Origin of the sequence: Alkalibacillus haloalkaliphilus C5 (assembly GCF_000269905.1) — a bacterium.
Classification (GTDB): domain Bacteria; phylum Bacillota; class Bacilli; order Bacillales; family Alkalibacillaceae; genus Alkalibacillus; species Alkalibacillus haloalkaliphilus_A.
Window position 1 is genome coordinate 1 of sequence record NZ_AKIF01000055.1, and the last position, 16,881, is coordinate 16,881.

Here is a 16,881-nt window from a genome sequence, read left to right on the forward strand (position 1 = left end):
AATTGGTGTCAACAACTTTATTAATTAATTTTTGTCTTGTGCTTTTCAAAAAAGCGACTTTAATAATTTAGCATTAATCAAATGAAGTGTCAATAACTATTATTAAAAGTTTTAGACGTTTGATTTTTGCTTTTTTGTCGTGTCTTTTGACGACGAAAATAAATATACCATATGCTTATAGGTTCATCAATACCTTTTTATAATTTTTTATTTAACATAAATAAGTTTTTGTGTGGAGTATACTTCAGACACTCCTTTTTACTTGCGAACCGTTTATATATATTAAATAGAAGCGCGTAACGTTCCTTAATAGCTTGTTGTACTTGTGGGTCAAGGTCATGGTGACTGAAATCGTATAATAGTTCATCCATTTCTCTTTTTAGCAGATACTCAAGCTCCTTCTGTTCTTGATCATTAACCATTAAACCAATCATTTCATTCACTTCCATTCTTCTACTTTTATATTTTTAATTTTTACCAATTAACTTCGCTTTATGTATAATCACCATTCTAAAACTATGCAATTACTCATATATATATTTCAGAAATCTAAACTTCTAATAAAGGTTGGGTAAACAATGTTCTTTGCTCTAAATTGGACAAGTTGGAAGAAGTGGATGTTAGCTGTCGTTTTAATATTACTTACAATAACATCTGTACATTTCTCTACAACATATGTATTAAATGTCGGATCTCCCGACGCAACTCCATCTGGTGCTATTACTAAAAGCTTGAAAGGTGAACCTGAAATTGCATTAACGTTTAATGTAAAGTGGGGCGACGATGTCATCATTGATATTCTAGAAGTTTTACAACAACAAAATGTACAAGCAACATTTTTTATTAATGGTGAATGGGCTTTAAGAAATGAGGATTTAGCTGAGCTTATTATTGAAGAAAACCACGAAGTTGGGTTACTGGGTTTTTATGATGAGCCGTATAAAGAAAAGTCTGCCACAAATATCGAAGAAGATATAGAAAATGGTACCACAGTGCTTACAAACTTAGGGTATGAACCTCTAACATATGTTAGACCACCAGAAAACGAGTATGACCAATTTGTAATCGACACCATTCAACAGCTGGGTTATGAATCAGTGTTTTGGAGTATTTATGCAAATGTAAAACATAACAGTGAAGCAGAAGAGGTAAGTCAGCATTTGAGCGACCAAGTTGATGAAGGGGACATTATGCTGTTCTTTGCACAAGACAACTTAACGGTTACACCGGATGTAATTGAGAGCTTAATTCAAAACAAAAAAGAAGAGGGGTATCAGTTTTTAACAGTTACAGAACTTCTGTCCCCTGCAAACGTGAATATTACCCCTCTTGATTAACACTATTTTTTCTTTTGACCTTTTTGGTTTTGCTTTGAATTAGTTTGTTGACTTTTCTTAGCTTCAGTGTCTTCTGGGTTGTTGAACCCTACGATTCGGTGAAGTTTTAATAATTGGTATGTGTTACATGCTAATAAAGGAACAACCATCAGCATAATCCACTCCGGATCACCAGTCTGTAAAGCTGGAATCCATTCAATTGTCGTTACAACAATCATAAAGAATAGAGCAGGTAGAAACGCACGTGGGTGTGTTTCTTTTGCTTTCACTTTCGCAACTGCATAACCATAAATCGCAATCATCGTAGCCACTACTATATAAGGGAATAAACCTTCAGGGCCAGCTTCTTGGTGATACCTTAAGTAAACTAATTCAAAAAGAACAAAACCTATCATTATAACTTGAGCATGTGTCCAGAAACGCCCAAAAAAGCCTTTACCAAATTGGTGCAATGTTAAATATGCAAAAAAGCCCATTTGAGCAATTACACTAAATACCAAGCCATAACCTGAATACCAAATGATTGCACCGAAGATCTCCCATGCACTAAATGGGTTCAAATATGGTTCATAAGCATGTGTAGAAACAAAAAAGCTTGTAATAACAGTTGATATTGCACCGATCACTAATAGTGTTATAAAGAATTTAAACCATACACGGATCGTCACTATGCTTCCCCCTATTTACTCATAATCTTGTCCACTCGTATTTTATCACGGTTTGGAGAATTTTGCTTTCTGTAAATATGTATATTTTTTCACATCCATCTAATATTAAAAGTACTAAGAGACACAATCATGGGGAGCATCTAAGATGGCAAAACACACTTTATTGCTAGTATTAACCATATGTATATTTTTAACCGCATGTAACGGGGATGACCAGCAATCATCTCCCGATTATGAAGCAACTAAACGAATGGTTGTCGATATATTGAAAACAGATGATGGAAAAGAAGCTCTAAAAGAAGCTCTGTCTGATGAAGAGCTTGAACAAAAATTAGTACTTCAATCAGAAACAGTAAACCAAGCTATTGAACAAACATTTTCAAGTGAAGAAGGCAAAGAATTTTGGATCAGTCTTTTTGATGACCCATCTTTTGTCCAAGCCTATATACAAGCCACAAGGGAACACGATCAAGAAATTATTAAAGGACTAATGAACGATTCTAACTACCAAGAACAAATGATTAGTTTATTTCAGGAAGATGAAGCTCAAGAATTGATCATACAAGTTTTAAAAAGCCAAGAATATAAACAACACCTTGAACAATCGATTCAAGAAACATTACAAAGCCCTCTATTTAAGGCTCAAATGGTTGAATCATTATTAAAGGCTGCACAAGAAATGGAAGGACAATCAGGTGGCGGATCTACAGATGAACAAGAGTCTAACGAACAAAGTAATAGTGGTTCAGGAGGCGAAGAAACTGAAGGCCAAAGCATGGAAGGTGAAGGAGAAGACCTTCAAGAGTAAAAAAGGTTTAGGCTGAATAAGCCTAAACCTTTAACTTTTATTTAGCTCTTTTAATCACTTGGTTTGCAATGGATAAGAAAATCTTTCCTGTTGGATGGTCTTCTTGATAAACTCCAGGTGCAAAGGTATCTTCTTCGTCGTAAGGTTGCTGTAATGGCAAGCGACCTAATACATCCGTATTTAATACTTCAGCTAATTTATCGCCGCCACCTTCACCAAAGACATATTCTTTCTGTCCGGTAATGTTACTTTCAAAGTAAGCCATGTTCTCAACTATACCTAAGAGTTCATGATCTGCTTTTAATGCCATTTGACCAGCACGCGCAGCTACGAATGCAGCTGTTGGGTGTGGAGTTGATACAATTAGTTGTTTAGATGATGGTAGTAGCTCTTGTACATCTAAAGCGATATCACCTGTTCCTGGTGGCAAGTCTAATAGTAGGTAATCTAGGTCTCCCCATTCCACTTCTTTAAAGAAGCTTGTCAACATCTTACCAAGCATAGGGCCACGCCAAATGATTGGTGAGTTATCTTCTACAAAGAATCCCATAGAAATCATTTGCACACCGAAACGCTCTACAGGGATGATTTTTTCACCTCTTACTTGAGGACGATTTTCGACTCCCATCATATCTGGCACGCTAAACCCGTAAATGTCAGCATCAACAATACCGACTTTTTTCCCTAAACGAGCTAAGGCAATGGCTAAGTTCACAGTAACCGTCGACTTTCCAACGCCACCTTTACCACTTGCAACCGAGATAAACGTTGTGCCTTTTTGACCGATCAGATTAGCTTCTTGCTCTTCATTCGCTTCTGACATGTAAGCATCACGTTTCTCTTCAGGGAGCTCAGTAAAACGAAGCCCTACTGTAGTCGCTCCTTCTTTTTTCAACATGCCTACAATTTCTTGTTGTAACTGCAATTGCTCTCCAGAATTAGGATCAGCTAATGCAACTTTAACACTAACGTGACCTTTATCCTCTTTAATCTTAACGCTCTCGATTGCATCGGTTTCCTCGAACGTTTTATGTATATGCGGATCTTGAACTGGTTTTAATAGTTCTCTAACGCGCTCTTCTGTAATCAAGTAGGACACCTTCCTTTTGTCGTGTTCAATTTAATGCCACAGCTAGTATAACATAAATTTTAGTTTCACTCAGTGATTTGGCTTGATTGATTTTCATCGTTTTGCAGTCCTACGACATATTCAACAATACCTTCGTACATTGCTGATGCTAAACGTCTTTGGTATTCCTCCGTCACTAACAAAGAACGTTCCTCAGGATGTGATAGAAAACCAGCCTCTACTAAAGCTGCTGTTGTATTAGCATGTTTTAAAATATAAATTTGATTAATTCCTAGTGCCTGGCGATTCGTACCTACTGATTCTTGAAGTCTTGATTGAATCGATTGCGCTAATGCTTTGTTTTCATCATCTTCAGGATAATAAAATGTTTGTGCACCACTCCAACTTTCATTTAACACAGAGTTCAAGTGAATACTAACGAATAAATCTGCTTCATGGTCTTGTATAAACGAAACCCGCTCACGGATATCATGGGCTTTCCTTTTTGAATATCCTTGCATACCTTCAGGAGCTAAATCTACATCTTCTTCTCTAGTTAAATAAACTAACGCACCTGCTTCTTGTAAATAATCACGCAAGTAAACAGATGTCTGAAGCGTGATCGTTTTTTCTTGAATATCACCGTAATCTGCTCCGCCATCCACTCCCCCATGACCTGGGTCAATAACAATGACCTGTCCAGCCAATGGCGACGTTACACTCGTAGGCTGCAACAACGTTGGTACAGGTACTTTCAATAAATATATAAGTAATATAAGACCTAACACCCACAAAACAATAAAAAATAATCGTTTCATTAAACAAACCTCCTCACCAAAATATATGGACAAGGAGGTTTGTTCATGCCATTTATTTGATTAATGCAGTACTGCAAAACAGTTCTTGACTCAACCTTTTAAAAAACTCGCTTCTGTAATGAATACCAATCAGTTATCCGCTTTGCATGTTCAAAATCTAACTCTCGCACACCAGCATGACGGCCTGCAAAATTATTTAAAATTGATGACTGGACTGTAGCTATATGTTGCTTTCGATGTAACAACGTCTGTCTAAGCTGGATTGATTGAATGCGATTGTGCTTCATCATAATGGTATCTTTACTAAAATCACGACTCCTAAAGATGAGATGGTCCCGATCGATATAATAACCTGCTGTCTTCATACGCAACCAACCTAATGACATAGCTAACAAGATAACCACGAACGGAACGTACCAAAAATCTATAGCAAAGATTAACGTGACGATTAACACAATAATTGGTAAAAAACTTGCTCTCAGCATATAATAAGGTGCCGATCTGTTGGGAACTCCTGTAAAATCATTAGATAATGATTGGTACTCTGGTAAGACTTTTTCTAAGAAAGGCATGATTTCATTCCTTTTTAATAGAGGAAAAATAAATGTTCGAGCATTTTGTCCACCTTCTCCGCCAGCAATTTCTACATATAAAGTAGCAAACCCTAAAGGTTGTCTAATCATACTTTCTTTTATGCCAAGTGCTTGGATCCGCTTTAATGGAATCGTCACTTGCTTCTTCTCTAAAAGACCTCTTGTTATATATAGTTCATCTTCATAACGCGTAATTTCAAAGTTACCATATTTTATAACCGTACCTAATATACCTAACACCCATAAAAAAATTAAAACCATTAAAGCAAACACAACGAGCACACTTATTGCCTGGGTTAAAAACCAACTCATCGCATCGTCGTACACATGTGTTGGTATAAAACGTTCAATTTCACTAAATAAAACAATAAATAATCCTAATATGACGCCAATACTGCCTGATGTCGAGCCTGCAATCACTAAACGTTTTGTAGTAATTGTTTCTTTTGTATATTGTTCCTCATCTCGCTCCGCTTCATCTACATATTCAGATTCTATCGCTTCCCCGTTGTGTTCTTCAGTTCATTACGCAAAGCTTGTCCTTCTTTTAACGTCACTGCACTTAACGAAGCGTCTGTACTTAGATCGCTACCAGCTGTTTCTATTTGAACTTTCGTTAAGTTAAATAGTCGATGAACAACACTTTGAGTTAAATCAATGGATTGGATGCGGTTTTTAGAAATATAACGCTTTTTCCGCACAATTAATCCTTGCTCGATTCTTAACTCATCACCAACAACAGAATAACGAAACCTAAACCATTCAATAACACTTGATATTACAAACAAAGCAATTAGACCAGCAATACCTAAAGCAACGTAATTAAAAAGGTCGTTACCCATCGTTGCAATTACAGTAGCACCAATCACATACACTAAATTCTTCAAAATACTAATTAGTCTAAAGATCACCGCAGCTGGGTGAAGTCGCTTCGGATCAGACATCATCTTCATCCACCCTAGCTAATTCTGAAATTTGATCACGTAAGTCTGCAGCTTCTTTTTCTGGCAAAGCGGGAATTTCATGAACGGTTGCTGCTGTTGAAATCGTTAAATTAGACAAACGATACCGTTTTAATATAGGACCTTGCTTTGTATCAACATGCTGAACACGAATCATTGGCACTAACGTACGTGACACGACAAGAATGCCGTGCTGAATATATATTTCTTGTTCAAATAACTCATAACGCCAACGACGCCAACGAATTTTCGGCACAAATACCACCACGAGATACGTAATGACGATTAACAAGCCCACTGCGCTTATAGAATACCAATAGGTAACTTCAACAAAATGCACGAGAAAAAAACTTGCAATGGCTAAAACCCAAGGAACAAGCATGGCCAAAGCAGCTGAAAGACGCCACGCTTTAATGGCATCTTTCGCTATTCTATTCTTGGGCGCTTCCCTCATATATGACTCCCCCTAAACTTGCTAAGACTTAACTGACCATTCATGGATAACACGAGTGTCACCGATCATATCATGGATGCCTTGTTTTTGAGAATCAAAGGCAATAACTAAGTAAAGGATGTTTGTAAACCATAATACTCGGTAAAAGAAACGTCCAACTACTTCACGAAAGATTAAGTCACTCCACTGTAATGGTTCAAAGTCTTTTCTTATAACACGTATGCCAAACACTTTTTTACCAACCGTTTGCCCGAAGTATTTCGTTAATAAAACAAAGTAAGCATACAGTACTGCAGTACTAATAATTGTGGCCATTGTCCAAAACCCAATTTCCAAAACTTCGCCACCCGTTATTAAACGGTATGGTGCCAAAATGATTCCGTTTATACTAAACACGATGACTAAATCGAAAAGGTATGCCCAAAAACGCATCCAAAAACCAGCAAAACGAACTTGCTTTAAAGGGGATTCAGTCTCTAGTTCTTGATTAGTTTCAACATTATATGTCTCACTCATTTTAGGCACCTCCTATTCTGTATATAAATACATCGCTCTGGGAGCATTTGATTTACGGATCATTTCTTCTAATTGCGAGAATCTGAACTCGTCAGATACTAAACGTTGGGCTGTTCCACCTAAAAAGGCATTAAACCCTAACTGATATTCATACTCTACCACTTGAGCACTTTGTAAGTTGTGATCTTCTTTTAACTGAGAAATCGCATCATCTAAAGAGCCTAAACTATCAACAAGACCATTTTCTTCAGCTTGTGAGCCAGTGTAAATTCGTCCGTCACCTAAATCACGAACTGTCGACTCTTCCATATCTCGACCATTAACAATGACTTGGACAAACTCATCATACATTTCATCAATCATTGACTGAAGAATTGACTCTTCATCATCTGTCATTGGTCTGAATGAAGACATAATATCTTTATACTCACCACTCGTAATCGTATTAAATTCTACCCCTAAATCATCTGCAAGTTCAGCAAAGTTAATAGCTTCCATAATGACACCGATTGAACCTGTTAATGTAGCAGGGTGAGCAACGATATGATCAGCAGGTGCTGATACGTAATAACACCTGAGACTGCCATGTTACCCATTGATACATAGACCGGCTTGTCCGCTTCTTGTATATCTAGAATTTTACTGTGCACTTCTTCACTTTCTACTACACCACCACCTGGTGTGTTAACACGTAACACGACGGCTTCTACATCATCATCTTCTTTAGCAAAATCAAGCATGTCTAACAACATTTTGTGATTGTATGTACTTGTATTAAACAAACCACCAACATCACTACTTTGAATAACACCTTCTAAATGGATGACCGCGACCTTATCAAATGGGTCTCCATCTTCTCGAACTTCTTCAGAGAAATCACGGTCTGATTCGAACATCTCATTCCAATTAGTCGTAGCAACTGTTGTCGATACTTGCGCAATAATTGACACGATGAACAAACCAACTGCAATCCCTAATGCAATCCAACGCTTTTTATCCATTTCTAATCCCTCACTTCTTAATCTTATCCATATGAATGGCTGCCTCATAAAGAGACAGCCATTACTAGCTTACCTTTAACTTCGCCTTTTATCACGATAGACAACTCGTGTATTACAAATCATATCATGTAATGCTTTTTTCTCTTTGTTCCAACCAGCGATCATTAAACCAATCAAAAACGGTATAATTGATAAGATATAAGCAAAATAGCGCCCAATAGACTTCCATATACTAATCTTACTCATATCAGGATTTACAACTTGAATACGACAAATCAACTTACCAGGCGAACCTTTTAGCTGACTCGCTGTAAAACCAATAATAAATATTATGCTATAAATAAGATTAGCTATATTGTCTGATGTAGTTGCATACTGTTCAGTAACTTCCACCTGAAATGACTGGAAGAATTCTTCATCACCTATTAATACTGCAATCACCCACGTTAAAGCTAACATGACAATACCATGTACTAACACCGCTACAAAACGCATCCAAAACCCAGCAGGTTTCAACTGTGTGAAGTTAAGTGCCAACTTTGCTCCCCCCTCCTCATCAACTGACTTACCTTGTTTCTATATACCATTATAGCACTTTTCATTATTTTTCCAAAATACTAAAATGATCGAAATTACGCGTAGCTTCTATGCTAACTTGATACTGTTAACAATCTACCATAAACTTAAGCCTTCAAAAAAAGGCTGACACTTTCAAAAGTGCCAACCTTTTTGTCTTATGCAGATACAGGTTCATAGTTTTGCTTATCGTCTGGACGACGTGTTTGTAAATACCAAACTAAAGCAATCATTAATATACCTGCAAGATCAATATAAATATTTGGTGTAATTAACATTAGACCAGCCGCTATTAGAACGAAACGTTCCCATACGTAACATTTTCGTTGGAAATAGCCCATAACTGAACTACTAACCCCCATCATACCGAGCAATGCCGTAACTACAGCCAATATTAGCATAATGATGGAGTGGTCTCCAGCTTGAACTAATATCGGATTATAGACGAATATATACGGTATGATAAAGGCGGCTATGGCCAGTTTAACGGCGGTCAACCCACTCTTAAACGGATTCGATTTGGCTATACCTGAACCGGCATAGGCTGCTAAGCAAACCGGTGGCGTAATGTCAGCAACAATACCGAAGTAGAATACGAATAAGTGTGCTGCTAATACTTCTACACCAAAGCCATTAATTAATGCTGGTGCAGCAATAGTCGCTGTAACAACATAGTTTGCTGTTGTCGGTAATCCCATACCTAAAATAATACACGCAATCATTGTAAAGATTAACGCTAACAGCTGAATGTCATTAGAAAGCGCAATAATTCCTGCCGCTACTTTACCACCTAAACCAGTCATACCAACAACACCTGCAATAATACCGGCTGTTGCTACAGCTGCAATTACTGGTAAAGCAACACGAGCACCTTGTTCAAGTACAAAGAAAATCTTTCTAACAGACATTCTCGTCTCTTTGCTTATTAAACTGACACCAAACGCAACTAAAATACCCATTAATGCTGCGCGCTGTGGTGTGAAGCCCATAAATAGCGTTGATACGATCGCAATCAACGGTAATAACATGTAGCCTTTTGTCTTTAGTAATTGCCAAGTGTTTGGTAGCATCTCTTTTGGTGCTCCAAATATACCTTGCTTCTTCGCCTCATAGTGAGCACCCATGAAAATACCAGCGAAATAAAGCATAGCTGGGATTAATGCCGCTAACATAATTGTTGCATAGTCCGTATTTGTATACTCAATCATGATAAAGGCGGCTGCACCCATAATTGGCGGCATTAACTGACCACCTGTTGATGCTGAAGCTTCTGCCGCCGCTGCGAACTCAGGCCTAAAACGAGCCCTTTTCATCATCGGAATTGTAAATGAACCAGATGATACAGTGTTAGCAATAGAACTACCAGACACCATACCTTGCATCGCACTAGCTGATACAGCCGCTTTTGCAGTACCACCAGTAAAGCGACCTGTTAAAGCGAATGCTAAATCATTGAAGAATTTTCCGATCCCTGAATGTACGAGGATGACTCCGAACAATAGGAATAAGAAAATAAAACGAGATGATACTTGAACTGGAATACCAAAAATCGCATTTTCTCGATACCATAAATCAGTCATGACACGCTCAAACGAGAAGCCACTATGTGACAACATTTTAGTTGGAATGAAGTTACCATATAACGCATATAAAATCACAAAACTTGCTACAATAACAATCGGCAAACCAACTGCACGCCTCGTTGCCTCTAATAGTAATACAACACCTAAAATAGCAACTAAGACATCTAAAGTTTCGTATCCATGTATACGAGCATTTAATATTTCATCAAAGAAAATGATCTTATAATACCCGACAAAAATAGCTGTAAAAGCTAAAATAACATCATACCAAGGTATACCACGATCATGAAGCCCTTTTTTAGCAGGATAAAGTAAGTAAATGAGTCCTAATGCTGTACCGACGTGGACTGCACCTTGTATTTGAGATTGCAATGTACCATAGTACCCTGTATATAAATGGAATAGCGTTAAGTAGATTGCTAGAAATGTAACAACCCAAGCCCACTTTCCTATATTTGATCTCGTGTTACTTTCACGGTCATACTTCCTCAATAACTCTTTCTCATTCACCTTTTCACCGTTGTCATGCGTGTCTGGTGATGTGTTATTCAGTTGTTCATTATTCTGGTTGTTTTCGTTATTCTCTTTTCTAGACACACCTTTCACCACCTTGTAATAGGTTAAACCTAACAGCCTAATAAATTGGCACAAAAGGGACCGGCACACTGTGTCGGTCCCTTTTGCGATTTAATAACTCAATATTAATCGTTAATTATTTTAAGTCTTCTAAGCTTTCAATTTCAGTCGCTTCACGCGTAATAATCTGCATTACTTCTGGGTAAATGTGACCGATAAATGCAAAGTTCTCAACTGCTGCACCTTCAAAATCTTCTTCACCATTAAATGCGTTTAACGCAGGTACGTGAACTGTCATACCTAAATCCTGTTCGTCTCTACCGATTGAAGCTAAGTTCTCAACAGAAGCTCCAGTTTCAGTAGAAGTTACGTTTACACCATCAATATGGTTATTCCAAACAGTAGCCATCTCACCACCTAGAGGGTAGTAAGTACCACCAGAACTACCAGTACCAAGAATTAGCTCATCTGGACGATCCGCTTCAGATGCAGCTACGTCAGCTACGTCCCCAGATACGTCTAAACCTTGTTCTTCATAGTACTCAGCAGCACCAGGGTGGACTGGTAGACCTTCCGCTCCACTTAGTGCATTTTCTAAAGTCATATGATCTGATTGTGCGTGAGTATTTTCATCTGCATGCTCAACTGATACGCGAGCTAATTCATACCCTAACTCATGATCGATCGTATTCGTGTTACCTACTAATACCGCATAAGCTGTTACCGTTTCCACATCTTCTTCTAGAAAGTCATAAGAATCAGCAGAAATTGTGTATGGTAAGTAACCTAACTCATCTTGTGCATATTGAATCTCATCTTCAGTTAAGCCGATTAATTTCGCATCACCAGTGTTTGCTTGTAAGTCATTAACACTACCAGCTGGTAAACCTAGTAAACCAAATGATACATCAATGTTACCATCTTGCAAACCGTCACGCGCATTACCGAAACCTTCTTCATAGGCTTCGTAATCGCCTTCTTCAATTCCTGCCCCTTCAAGAATTACTGTAGCTGCAGCCTGTGTACCACTACCTGCAGGACCAATAGCAACTCTAGAGTCGCCACCGCCACCACATGCTGCTAAAATCATTGTTGCTAAAAAGCCAATTGACATTAATAATACAATGGATTTTTTCATGTGAAGCTTCCCCCTATTTTCTTATTTATTGGAAAACTAGATCCTAATTAAGTTTATTAAATTAGGAAATCTAGTATTCACACTAAAAAAATAAATCTACTATGTATTCTAACCTAATTTTAACAAAAAATCTATTATAAAGAATTACTAGGCTAAAAAATATACTATACCAAGTTTATTGACGAATTACATCTATTTAAGCTATAGTAAGTACTAACAAGGGGAGTAGCGACCGTATAGCGCGGTTGGTGAATCGTCATTCCCGGTGACTTATCACCCGGTTCATCAAATGATACGCAAGACCTTGGCCTTATATACGTGAGGCCAAGGTCTTTTTTTGTTTAATGAACTAAAGAATTTATGGAGGAGTCTGTCATGTTTGTATACATTAGTTTCACATTAGCTGCTATTTTTGTAGTGTTTGCAGCGATTAAGCTTAATGAATACGGTGATCAAATCAGTCGACAAACAGCGATGAGTGGAGCGATGGTTGGTGGTCTTTTAATCGCAGGCGCCACTTCCTTACCTGAGCTTACAACAAGTGTCACTGCTGTATATATCGATAATGTCGACATAGCCGTCGGTAATATGCTAGGAAGCAATGTCTTTAACTTGCTCATATTAGCTTCAGTCGATTTATATTATAGGAAGAAAAAGGCATTTAACGTAATTGAGCCTAACAGCCATCTTACACCAATTATTTTTGGAGTAATACTGACAACAACTGTCATTATTGCGATGGTGCTTAATTTAGGTTTTTCAATTTTTAATATCGGTTTTGAGATGTACATTTTAGTTGCTTTATACATCGTTAGCGTTAAGCTTTTTGAAAGCGAGGAACCAGAGGAACAAGTGGAGCAAAAAGCTGACGTTACACCTATTCATAAAGTCATTCGCTATTTTATCTATTCAGCCATTGCCGTTTTATTAGCTGGTAGCGTGCTTTCTATATCAGGTGACTTGTTAGCTGCACAAACTGGTATTAACTCAAGCTTCGTTGGAAGTGTATTAATTGCTGCATCCACATCCCTTCCAGAGCTCGTCGCTGTTATTGCTGCATACAAAATTGGAAACTACGCCATTGCAATTGGGTCTATTTTAGGAAGTAACTTATTTAACTTATTACTTCTTGCATTCACTGATGCCTTTTATCAGCAAGGGCCGATTTTACAAGGTGTGAGTTTTTCGATGATGATCATTGCTTCTTTAAGCTTAGTGATGATGCTTATCACACTATATATGTTGATGAGAAAACGAACTTACAGTACGATCCTATATGTAGTTCCTTCAATCATCATTATTAGTATTTACTGCTCTGTATCTTATATGATCTTTTAAAAAAGAGGTGTTCGTGTTCTCGCACCTCTTTTTCATATGACTTATATAATTCTAAGCCTATTAATTTAAGGCAATGTATCTAATACTTTTGCCCACTCTTCTGTGCTAGGATCAATAACTTTAAAATGTTCTGCATCTGCTAAAGATACAAACTTCACAAAGTCATGATGTTCCTTAGCTGTTAAATAATAATCCTTGCTTAACTCAATCGGAACATGACGGTCCAACTCACCATGAATTAGTACCTGTTCTACGTTCAATGGTAATGATTCGATTGGGGAAGCTATTTTATATCTCCCGGGTTCTTCATGTGGAGATCCTCCCATAAGTTCAAGTACGGGACTCAAAACACCTTCACGGTCATGTATTTCCCAAACCTTTTTCAAATCTGTTATTCCTGCTAAGCTGATCACTTTTCGTATTGGCACTTGTAGCTCATTGAAAGTAATGTCCAGCTGTTTTTTTACTCTAGATGCTAACCATAACGCTAAATGCCCTCCAGCTGAATGACCAATAACGATAACATTTGTTAAATCTAATTGGTCAGTTTCTTCAATCTCTTTCAGACAATTCACGGCATCAATAATATCATTAAATGTCCCTGGCCAACCTCCACCCTCTTCTCCTATTCGACGGTACTCTATATTCCAAGTAGCATAACCTCTATTTGTTAAATCTTCTGCAAGAGGGGTGTTTTCTTCTAGATTATATTTTGCCTTCCAAAAGCCTCCATGAATTGAAACGACTACAGGTGACTTCCCTTTGTTTTCAGGTAAACGTAAAACACCATACTGTGATTGATCATGACCATACGCGATTTTAATTTTATTAGACATTTTCTCCTCCTAAGTCTGATTTCTTAAAAACTCACAATCTGACGAAATGCTTCATCCGGGTTTTTATTAGTTTCAGTTAACTCTTCATACGACCCATCAAAAGCAACGCTCCCATTATGAAGTAAAAAGATATGACAATTAACATGCTCAAGTTCCTGCAAAGTGTGCGTCGACATGACGACATACCGACTTGAATTAAGTGCGACTGACTCTAACTTATGTAACACATTTAACCGCGAATCGGGATCAACGCCTGATGTCGCTCATCAAATATGTAAAGCTTTCGATTCAACTCACACATCGCCATAACCATTAACCAACGACGTTCTCCTAAAGACATTTGCCCCAGTGGCAACTCCCACAGACGTTCAGCTAACAACCGCTCTCTTTCATTCATCTCTTTTGTAAACTGTACGTTTTTTGAGTTAAACGGCTGAGACGCCGTTTTTAAAAAGAGCCGTACTAAGTCTTTTCCTTTTAACTGATTAAGGAAAGGTACACCTTGCACTTGGTAAGCTATTTGGCCATGCGAAATAGCTTCTTTAATCGTACCTGTTGTTGGTTTAAAAGATCTTGACATAATGTTAAACAGCGTCGTTTTCCCTGCTCCATTTAAGCCAAGCACGACATTCAGTTGATCATCCTTTAGTTTCAGACTGATCTGGTCAAGAACTTGGCGGTTACTTTTCTTGTACTGAAAAGATACATCTATTAACTCCATTATAACCCTCCTAGTTTCGACTAGCTTTCGACTCAAGGTTAATTAATCTAAACGTTAATAAACCGACCATGATATAAATACAAGCTGTGATACTTAGTACGGTCAGTTTGGCATAGGTAATAGCTTCAAATGAAGTTGCTACTAACTCGGCCACACGGATCATAAATTCAGCTGGATTAATTAATAATAAATATGAATCAAAACCAGTTGTTCGACTCGTCAAATAAATTAATAAAATCGTAAGCAAACTAAACGCCGGAACGATTGATTCTGCTTTAAATGGTAAGGCAATAATCCATGAAAAGAATAATGCCGCCGGGATATACGTTAAAAACACTAGTAATAAACCCATCCCAATCAATGTAAGTGGATTTAATTGAAATAAAAGAGCAATGATTGTATTAAACAACATCATCGAGATGATCAGTAATGAAAGATTAGCTAAACCTTTTCCGAATATAATTGAACTTTTAGAACCAGCAATGAAGCTAAACATTTTAAAAAAGCCACGATCACGCATCGTGAAAAGCTCTACTGCTGTATTAATAACTGCGGATATCAAAATCATGAAGACCCAAAACAGAGAAAGTTGTAGGTAAGCTTGTTGTTGTTCAGGTGGGTTGGTAAACCAATTACTATGGTTGATCAAAAAGAAGATTAACGGAATGAAAACGACCCAAAATATGGTCATTTTGTTGTAGTAGTTTTCTTTAATAAATATAAGGAAAAATTCATAACTCTTTCTCAAACGACACACCCCTATACTTGCAGATGCTAGCATGAACTGAAGTAATTACTAGGCCGTCAAATCTAACAGCACCCATTTTCTAAACACTATATTACCACCAACAACTAACAAATTCTACAAATTCAAAAAAATGTGAACACGTAAGTGTATAAAATTATGGTTTTTAAAATTTAAGCCTATATCATAGATTACCAAGTAACCATGATATAGACTTTTATGTACTTATTATAATAAATCTGCAGGGCTTTCAATACTAGCATATAATTTTTCAATAAAATTGGAATCAAATCGATCATACCAAGAATCTGGTAACTCTATCTCAATCAATAGTGAAATAAACTCTTGAACGAGGTTTCCATCAAAGTCAGTCCAAGAACACCTTTCTAATTCATCAAAAGCTTCTTTATAAGACATTTTAGTTAACTTATAATCTCTTAAATCGTATGTCATTGTATCAAATGAATCACAAATTCTAATAATTCTCCCCTGTAGAGAGATATCTTCGCCAATTAACCTACGGGGGTAGCCAGTACCATCCCAGTTTTCGTGGTGATCCCTAATAAATTCGGCAGAACGGGTTTTACCTAATTCTCTACGTACTATTAAATTTCCCACATGAGAATGACTCTGTATAATGGTTCTTTCTAGACTGTTTAAATTCCCAGGTTTAAAAAGAATCTCTTTTGCAATTCCAACCTTGCCGATGTCGTGCAATAAGGCTGCGATTCGTAAATCCTCATCAAAACACCCTATTTTTTTGGCCAATATTGATGATAAATACATCACTCTTAATGAGTGGTGTTTAAACTCTTGTAAAACTTCGCTATCTTGAGCAATTTCATCAAAAAGCGATTCAGGTGTTCTCTTAGATTGGTAGACACTATAAATCCTCCTAAAAATTATCAAAATATTCTTATTAATTATTCATTATAGTGATAATTTATAAAATGTCCAATACTTTTCAATATAATCATTAGGAATAGTAACTAATCTTATATTCAGTTCATACTTTTCCATCCCTCATAATATTTTACAGCATCATCTATTGATCAGACATTTAAAGACAACCTATCTGTTTGTAAATTATGCAATGTATTTAAACAGTTCATTTGTGTTCGTTTTGTAACGACATAAAAAAC

General features: G+C 37.1%; 21 protein-coding genes. 3 read left to right on the forward strand and 18 right to left on the reverse strand.

The window, feature by feature from the left end; all coding sequences use genetic code 11:
• Window positions 1-197 precede the first annotated feature (197 nt).
• Window positions 198-434 (reverse strand): hypothetical protein, encoded by a 237-nt coding sequence (locus tag A194_RS0107595; protein ID WP_017186259.1) that lies wholly within the window; start codon window positions 432-434, stop codon window positions 198-200.
• A 144-nt stretch (window positions 435-578) separates the two neighbouring features.
• Between A194_RS0107595 and A194_RS0107600 the strand changes: the two genes are divergently transcribed.
• The gene (locus A194_RS0107600; protein ID WP_017186260.1) at window positions 579-1,337 is read left to right on the forward strand and encodes a polysaccharide deacetylase family protein; all 759 of its coding nucleotides are present in this window, start codon (window positions 579-581) and stop codon (window positions 1,335-1,337) included.
• 2 nt (window positions 1,338-1,339) lie between these two features.
• Here the strand turns inward: A194_RS0107600 and A194_RS0107605 are convergent, their stop codons facing one another.
• Window positions 1,340-2,005 (reverse strand): KinB-signaling pathway activation protein, encoded by a 666-nt coding sequence (locus A194_RS0107605; RefSeq protein ID WP_017186261.1) that lies wholly within the window; start codon window positions 2,003-2,005, stop codon window positions 1,340-1,342.
• A gap of 145 nt (window positions 2,006-2,150) precedes the next feature.
• Between A194_RS0107605 and gerD the strand changes: the two genes are divergently transcribed.
• Window positions 2,151-2,813 carry a spore germination lipoprotein GerD gene (gene gerD / locus A194_RS0107610; protein WP_017186262.1) on the forward strand — a complete coding sequence of 221 codons (663 nt, stop codon included), beginning with the start codon at window positions 2,151-2,153 and terminating at the stop codon, window positions 2,811-2,813.
• Window positions 2,814-2,850: 37 nt separating this feature from the next.
• Here gerD and A194_RS0107615 read toward each other — a convergent pair whose 3' ends face one another.
• The 11 genes from A194_RS0107615 to A194_RS0107660 all read right to left on the reverse strand — a co-directional run bounded on the left by A194_RS0107615 (window position 2,851) and on the right by A194_RS0107660 (window position 12,099).
• Entirely contained in the window at window positions 2,851-3,903 is a 1,053-nt protein-coding gene (locus A194_RS0107615; protein WP_017186263.1) for an Mrp/NBP35 family ATP-binding protein, read from the reverse strand.
• A gap of 65 nt (window positions 3,904-3,968) precedes the next feature.
• On the reverse strand, window positions 3,969-4,700 hold the full coding sequence (gene cwlD / locus A194_RS0107620; protein ID WP_017186264.1) for an N-acetylmuramoyl-L-alanine amidase CwlD: 732 nt from the start codon (window positions 4,698-4,700) through the stop codon (window positions 3,969-3,971).
• A gap of 98 nt (window positions 4,701-4,798) precedes the next feature.
• Entirely contained in the window at window positions 4,799-5,713 is a 915-nt protein-coding gene (locus A194_RS0107625) for a PH domain-containing protein (RefSeq protein WP_029425066.1), read from the reverse strand.
• A 74-nt stretch (window positions 5,714-5,787) separates the two neighbouring features.
• Window positions 5,788-6,237, reverse strand: a complete 450-nt coding sequence (locus A194_RS0107630; RefSeq protein WP_157783038.1) for a PH domain-containing protein — start codon at window positions 6,235-6,237, stop codon at window positions 5,788-5,790.
• The gene (locus A194_RS0107635) at window positions 6,230-6,709 is read right to left on the reverse strand and encodes a PH domain-containing protein (protein ID WP_017186265.1); all 480 of its coding nucleotides are present in this window, start codon (window positions 6,707-6,709) and stop codon (window positions 6,230-6,232) included. Before A194_RS0107635 ends, A194_RS0107630 begins: the two co-directional genes overlap by 8 nt.
• 21 nt (window positions 6,710-6,730) lie before the next feature.
• Complete coding sequence (locus tag A194_RS0107640; RefSeq protein WP_017186266.1) at window positions 6,731-7,225, reverse strand: RDD family protein; 495 nt, start codon at window positions 7,223-7,225, stop codon at window positions 6,731-6,733.
• Between the two features lie 12 nt (window positions 7,226-7,237).
• A complete protein-coding gene (locus A194_RS21165) occupies window positions 7,238-7,768 on the reverse strand; it encodes a S49 family peptidase (RefSeq protein ID WP_337442957.1) in 531 nt (176 codons plus the stop codon).
• Window positions 7,744-8,226, reverse strand: coding sequence for a Clp protease/crotonase-like domain-containing protein (locus A194_RS21170; RefSeq protein WP_337442956.1), 483 nt, complete (start codon window positions 8,224-8,226; stop codon window positions 7,744-7,746). The genes A194_RS21165 and A194_RS21170 overlap by 25 nt, the downstream gene beginning before the upstream one ends.
• 75 nt (window positions 8,227-8,301) lie before the next feature.
• Window positions 8,302-8,763: an RDD family protein gene (locus A194_RS0107650; RefSeq protein ID WP_017186268.1), complete on the reverse strand. Its 462-nt coding sequence runs from the start codon at window positions 8,761-8,763 to the stop codon at window positions 8,302-8,304.
• Between the two features lie 197 nt (window positions 8,764-8,960).
• Entirely contained in the window at window positions 8,961-10,982 is a 2,022-nt protein-coding gene (locus A194_RS0107655; protein ID WP_017186269.1) for a TRAP transporter permease, read from the reverse strand.
• A gap of 115 nt (window positions 10,983-11,097) precedes the next feature.
• Window positions 11,098-12,099, reverse strand: a complete 1,002-nt coding sequence (locus A194_RS0107660; RefSeq protein WP_017186270.1) for a TAXI family TRAP transporter solute-binding subunit — start codon at window positions 12,097-12,099, stop codon at window positions 11,098-11,100.
• A gap of 375 nt (window positions 12,100-12,474) precedes the next feature.
• On the opposite strand from A194_RS0107660, the gene A194_RS0107665 reads away from it, so the two are divergent.
• Window positions 12,475-13,437 (forward strand): sodium:calcium antiporter, encoded by a 963-nt coding sequence (locus A194_RS0107665; RefSeq protein WP_017186271.1) that lies wholly within the window; start codon window positions 12,475-12,477, stop codon window positions 13,435-13,437.
• Window positions 13,438-13,502: 65 nt separating this feature from the next.
• On the opposite strand, the gene A194_RS0107670 is transcribed toward A194_RS0107665, so the two are convergent.
• From A194_RS0107670 to A194_RS0107685, 5 genes are all read right to left on the reverse strand, one after another.
• Window positions 13,503-14,273, reverse strand: coding sequence for an alpha/beta hydrolase family protein (locus tag A194_RS0107670; RefSeq protein WP_017186272.1), 771 nt, complete (start codon window positions 14,271-14,273; stop codon window positions 13,503-13,505).
• A 23-nt stretch (window positions 14,274-14,296) separates the two neighbouring features.
• Window positions 14,297-14,500, reverse strand: coding sequence for a hypothetical protein (locus A194_RS19380; protein ID WP_050980494.1), 204 nt, complete (start codon window positions 14,498-14,500; stop codon window positions 14,297-14,299).
• 2 nt (window positions 14,501-14,502) lie between these two features.
• Window positions 14,503-14,994, reverse strand: coding sequence for an ATP-binding cassette domain-containing protein (locus A194_RS17815; protein WP_017186273.1), 492 nt, complete (start codon window positions 14,992-14,994; stop codon window positions 14,503-14,505).
• 10 nt (window positions 14,995-15,004) lie between these two features.
• The gene (locus A194_RS0107680; protein WP_017186274.1) at window positions 15,005-15,742 is read right to left on the reverse strand and encodes a hypothetical protein; all 738 of its coding nucleotides are present in this window, start codon (window positions 15,740-15,742) and stop codon (window positions 15,005-15,007) included.
• A 225-nt stretch (window positions 15,743-15,967) separates the two neighbouring features.
• Window positions 15,968-16,648, reverse strand: a complete 681-nt coding sequence (locus A194_RS0107685; protein ID WP_017186275.1) for an HD-GYP domain-containing protein — start codon at window positions 16,646-16,648, stop codon at window positions 15,968-15,970.
• Window positions 16,649-16,881 lie beyond the last annotated feature (233 nt).

Excerpts from the sequence above, each read along its gene's own strand:
- A194_RS0107595 (WP_017186259.1), bottom strand. The coding sequence starts at position 434 with ATGATTGGTTTAATGGTTAATGATCAAGAACAGAAGGAGCTTGAGTAT.
- A194_RS0107600 (WP_017186260.1), top strand. The coding sequence starts at position 579 with ATGTTCTTTGCTCTAAATTGGACAAGTTGGAAGAAGTGGATGTTAGCT.
- gerD (WP_017186262.1), top strand. The coding sequence starts at position 2,151 with ATGGCAAAACACACTTTATTGCTAGTATTAACCATATGTATATTTTTA.
- cwlD (WP_017186264.1), bottom strand. The coding sequence starts at position 4,700 with ATGAAACGATTATTTTTTATTGTTTTGTGGGTGTTAGGTCTTATATTA.
- A194_RS0107630 (WP_157783038.1), bottom strand. The coding sequence starts at position 6,237 with ATGTCTGATCCGAAGCGACTTCACCCAGCTGCGGTGATCTTTAGACTA.
- A194_RS0107635 (WP_017186265.1), bottom strand. The coding sequence starts at position 6,709 with ATGAGGGAAGCGCCCAAGAATAGAATAGCGAAAGATGCCATTAAAGCG.
- A194_RS0107640 (WP_017186266.1), bottom strand. The coding sequence starts at position 7,225 with ATGAGTGAGACATATAATGTTGAAACTAATCAAGAACTAGAGACTGAA.
- A194_RS21170 (WP_337442956.1), bottom strand. The coding sequence starts at position 8,226 with ATGGATAAAAAGCGTTGGATTGCATTAGGGATTGCAGTTGGTTTGTTC.
- A194_RS0107660 (WP_017186270.1), bottom strand. The coding sequence starts at position 12,099 with ATGAAAAAATCCATTGTATTATTAATGTCAATTGGCTTTTTAGCAACA.
- A194_RS0107665 (WP_017186271.1), top strand. The coding sequence starts at position 12,475 with ATGTTTGTATACATTAGTTTCACATTAGCTGCTATTTTTGTAGTGTTT.
- A194_RS0107670 (WP_017186272.1), bottom strand. The coding sequence starts at position 14,273 with ATGTCTAATAAAATTAAAATCGCGTATGGTCATGATCAATCACAGTAT.
- A194_RS17815 (WP_017186273.1), bottom strand. The coding sequence starts at position 14,994 with ATGGAGTTAATAGATGTATCTTTTCAGTACAAGAAAAGTAACCGCCAA.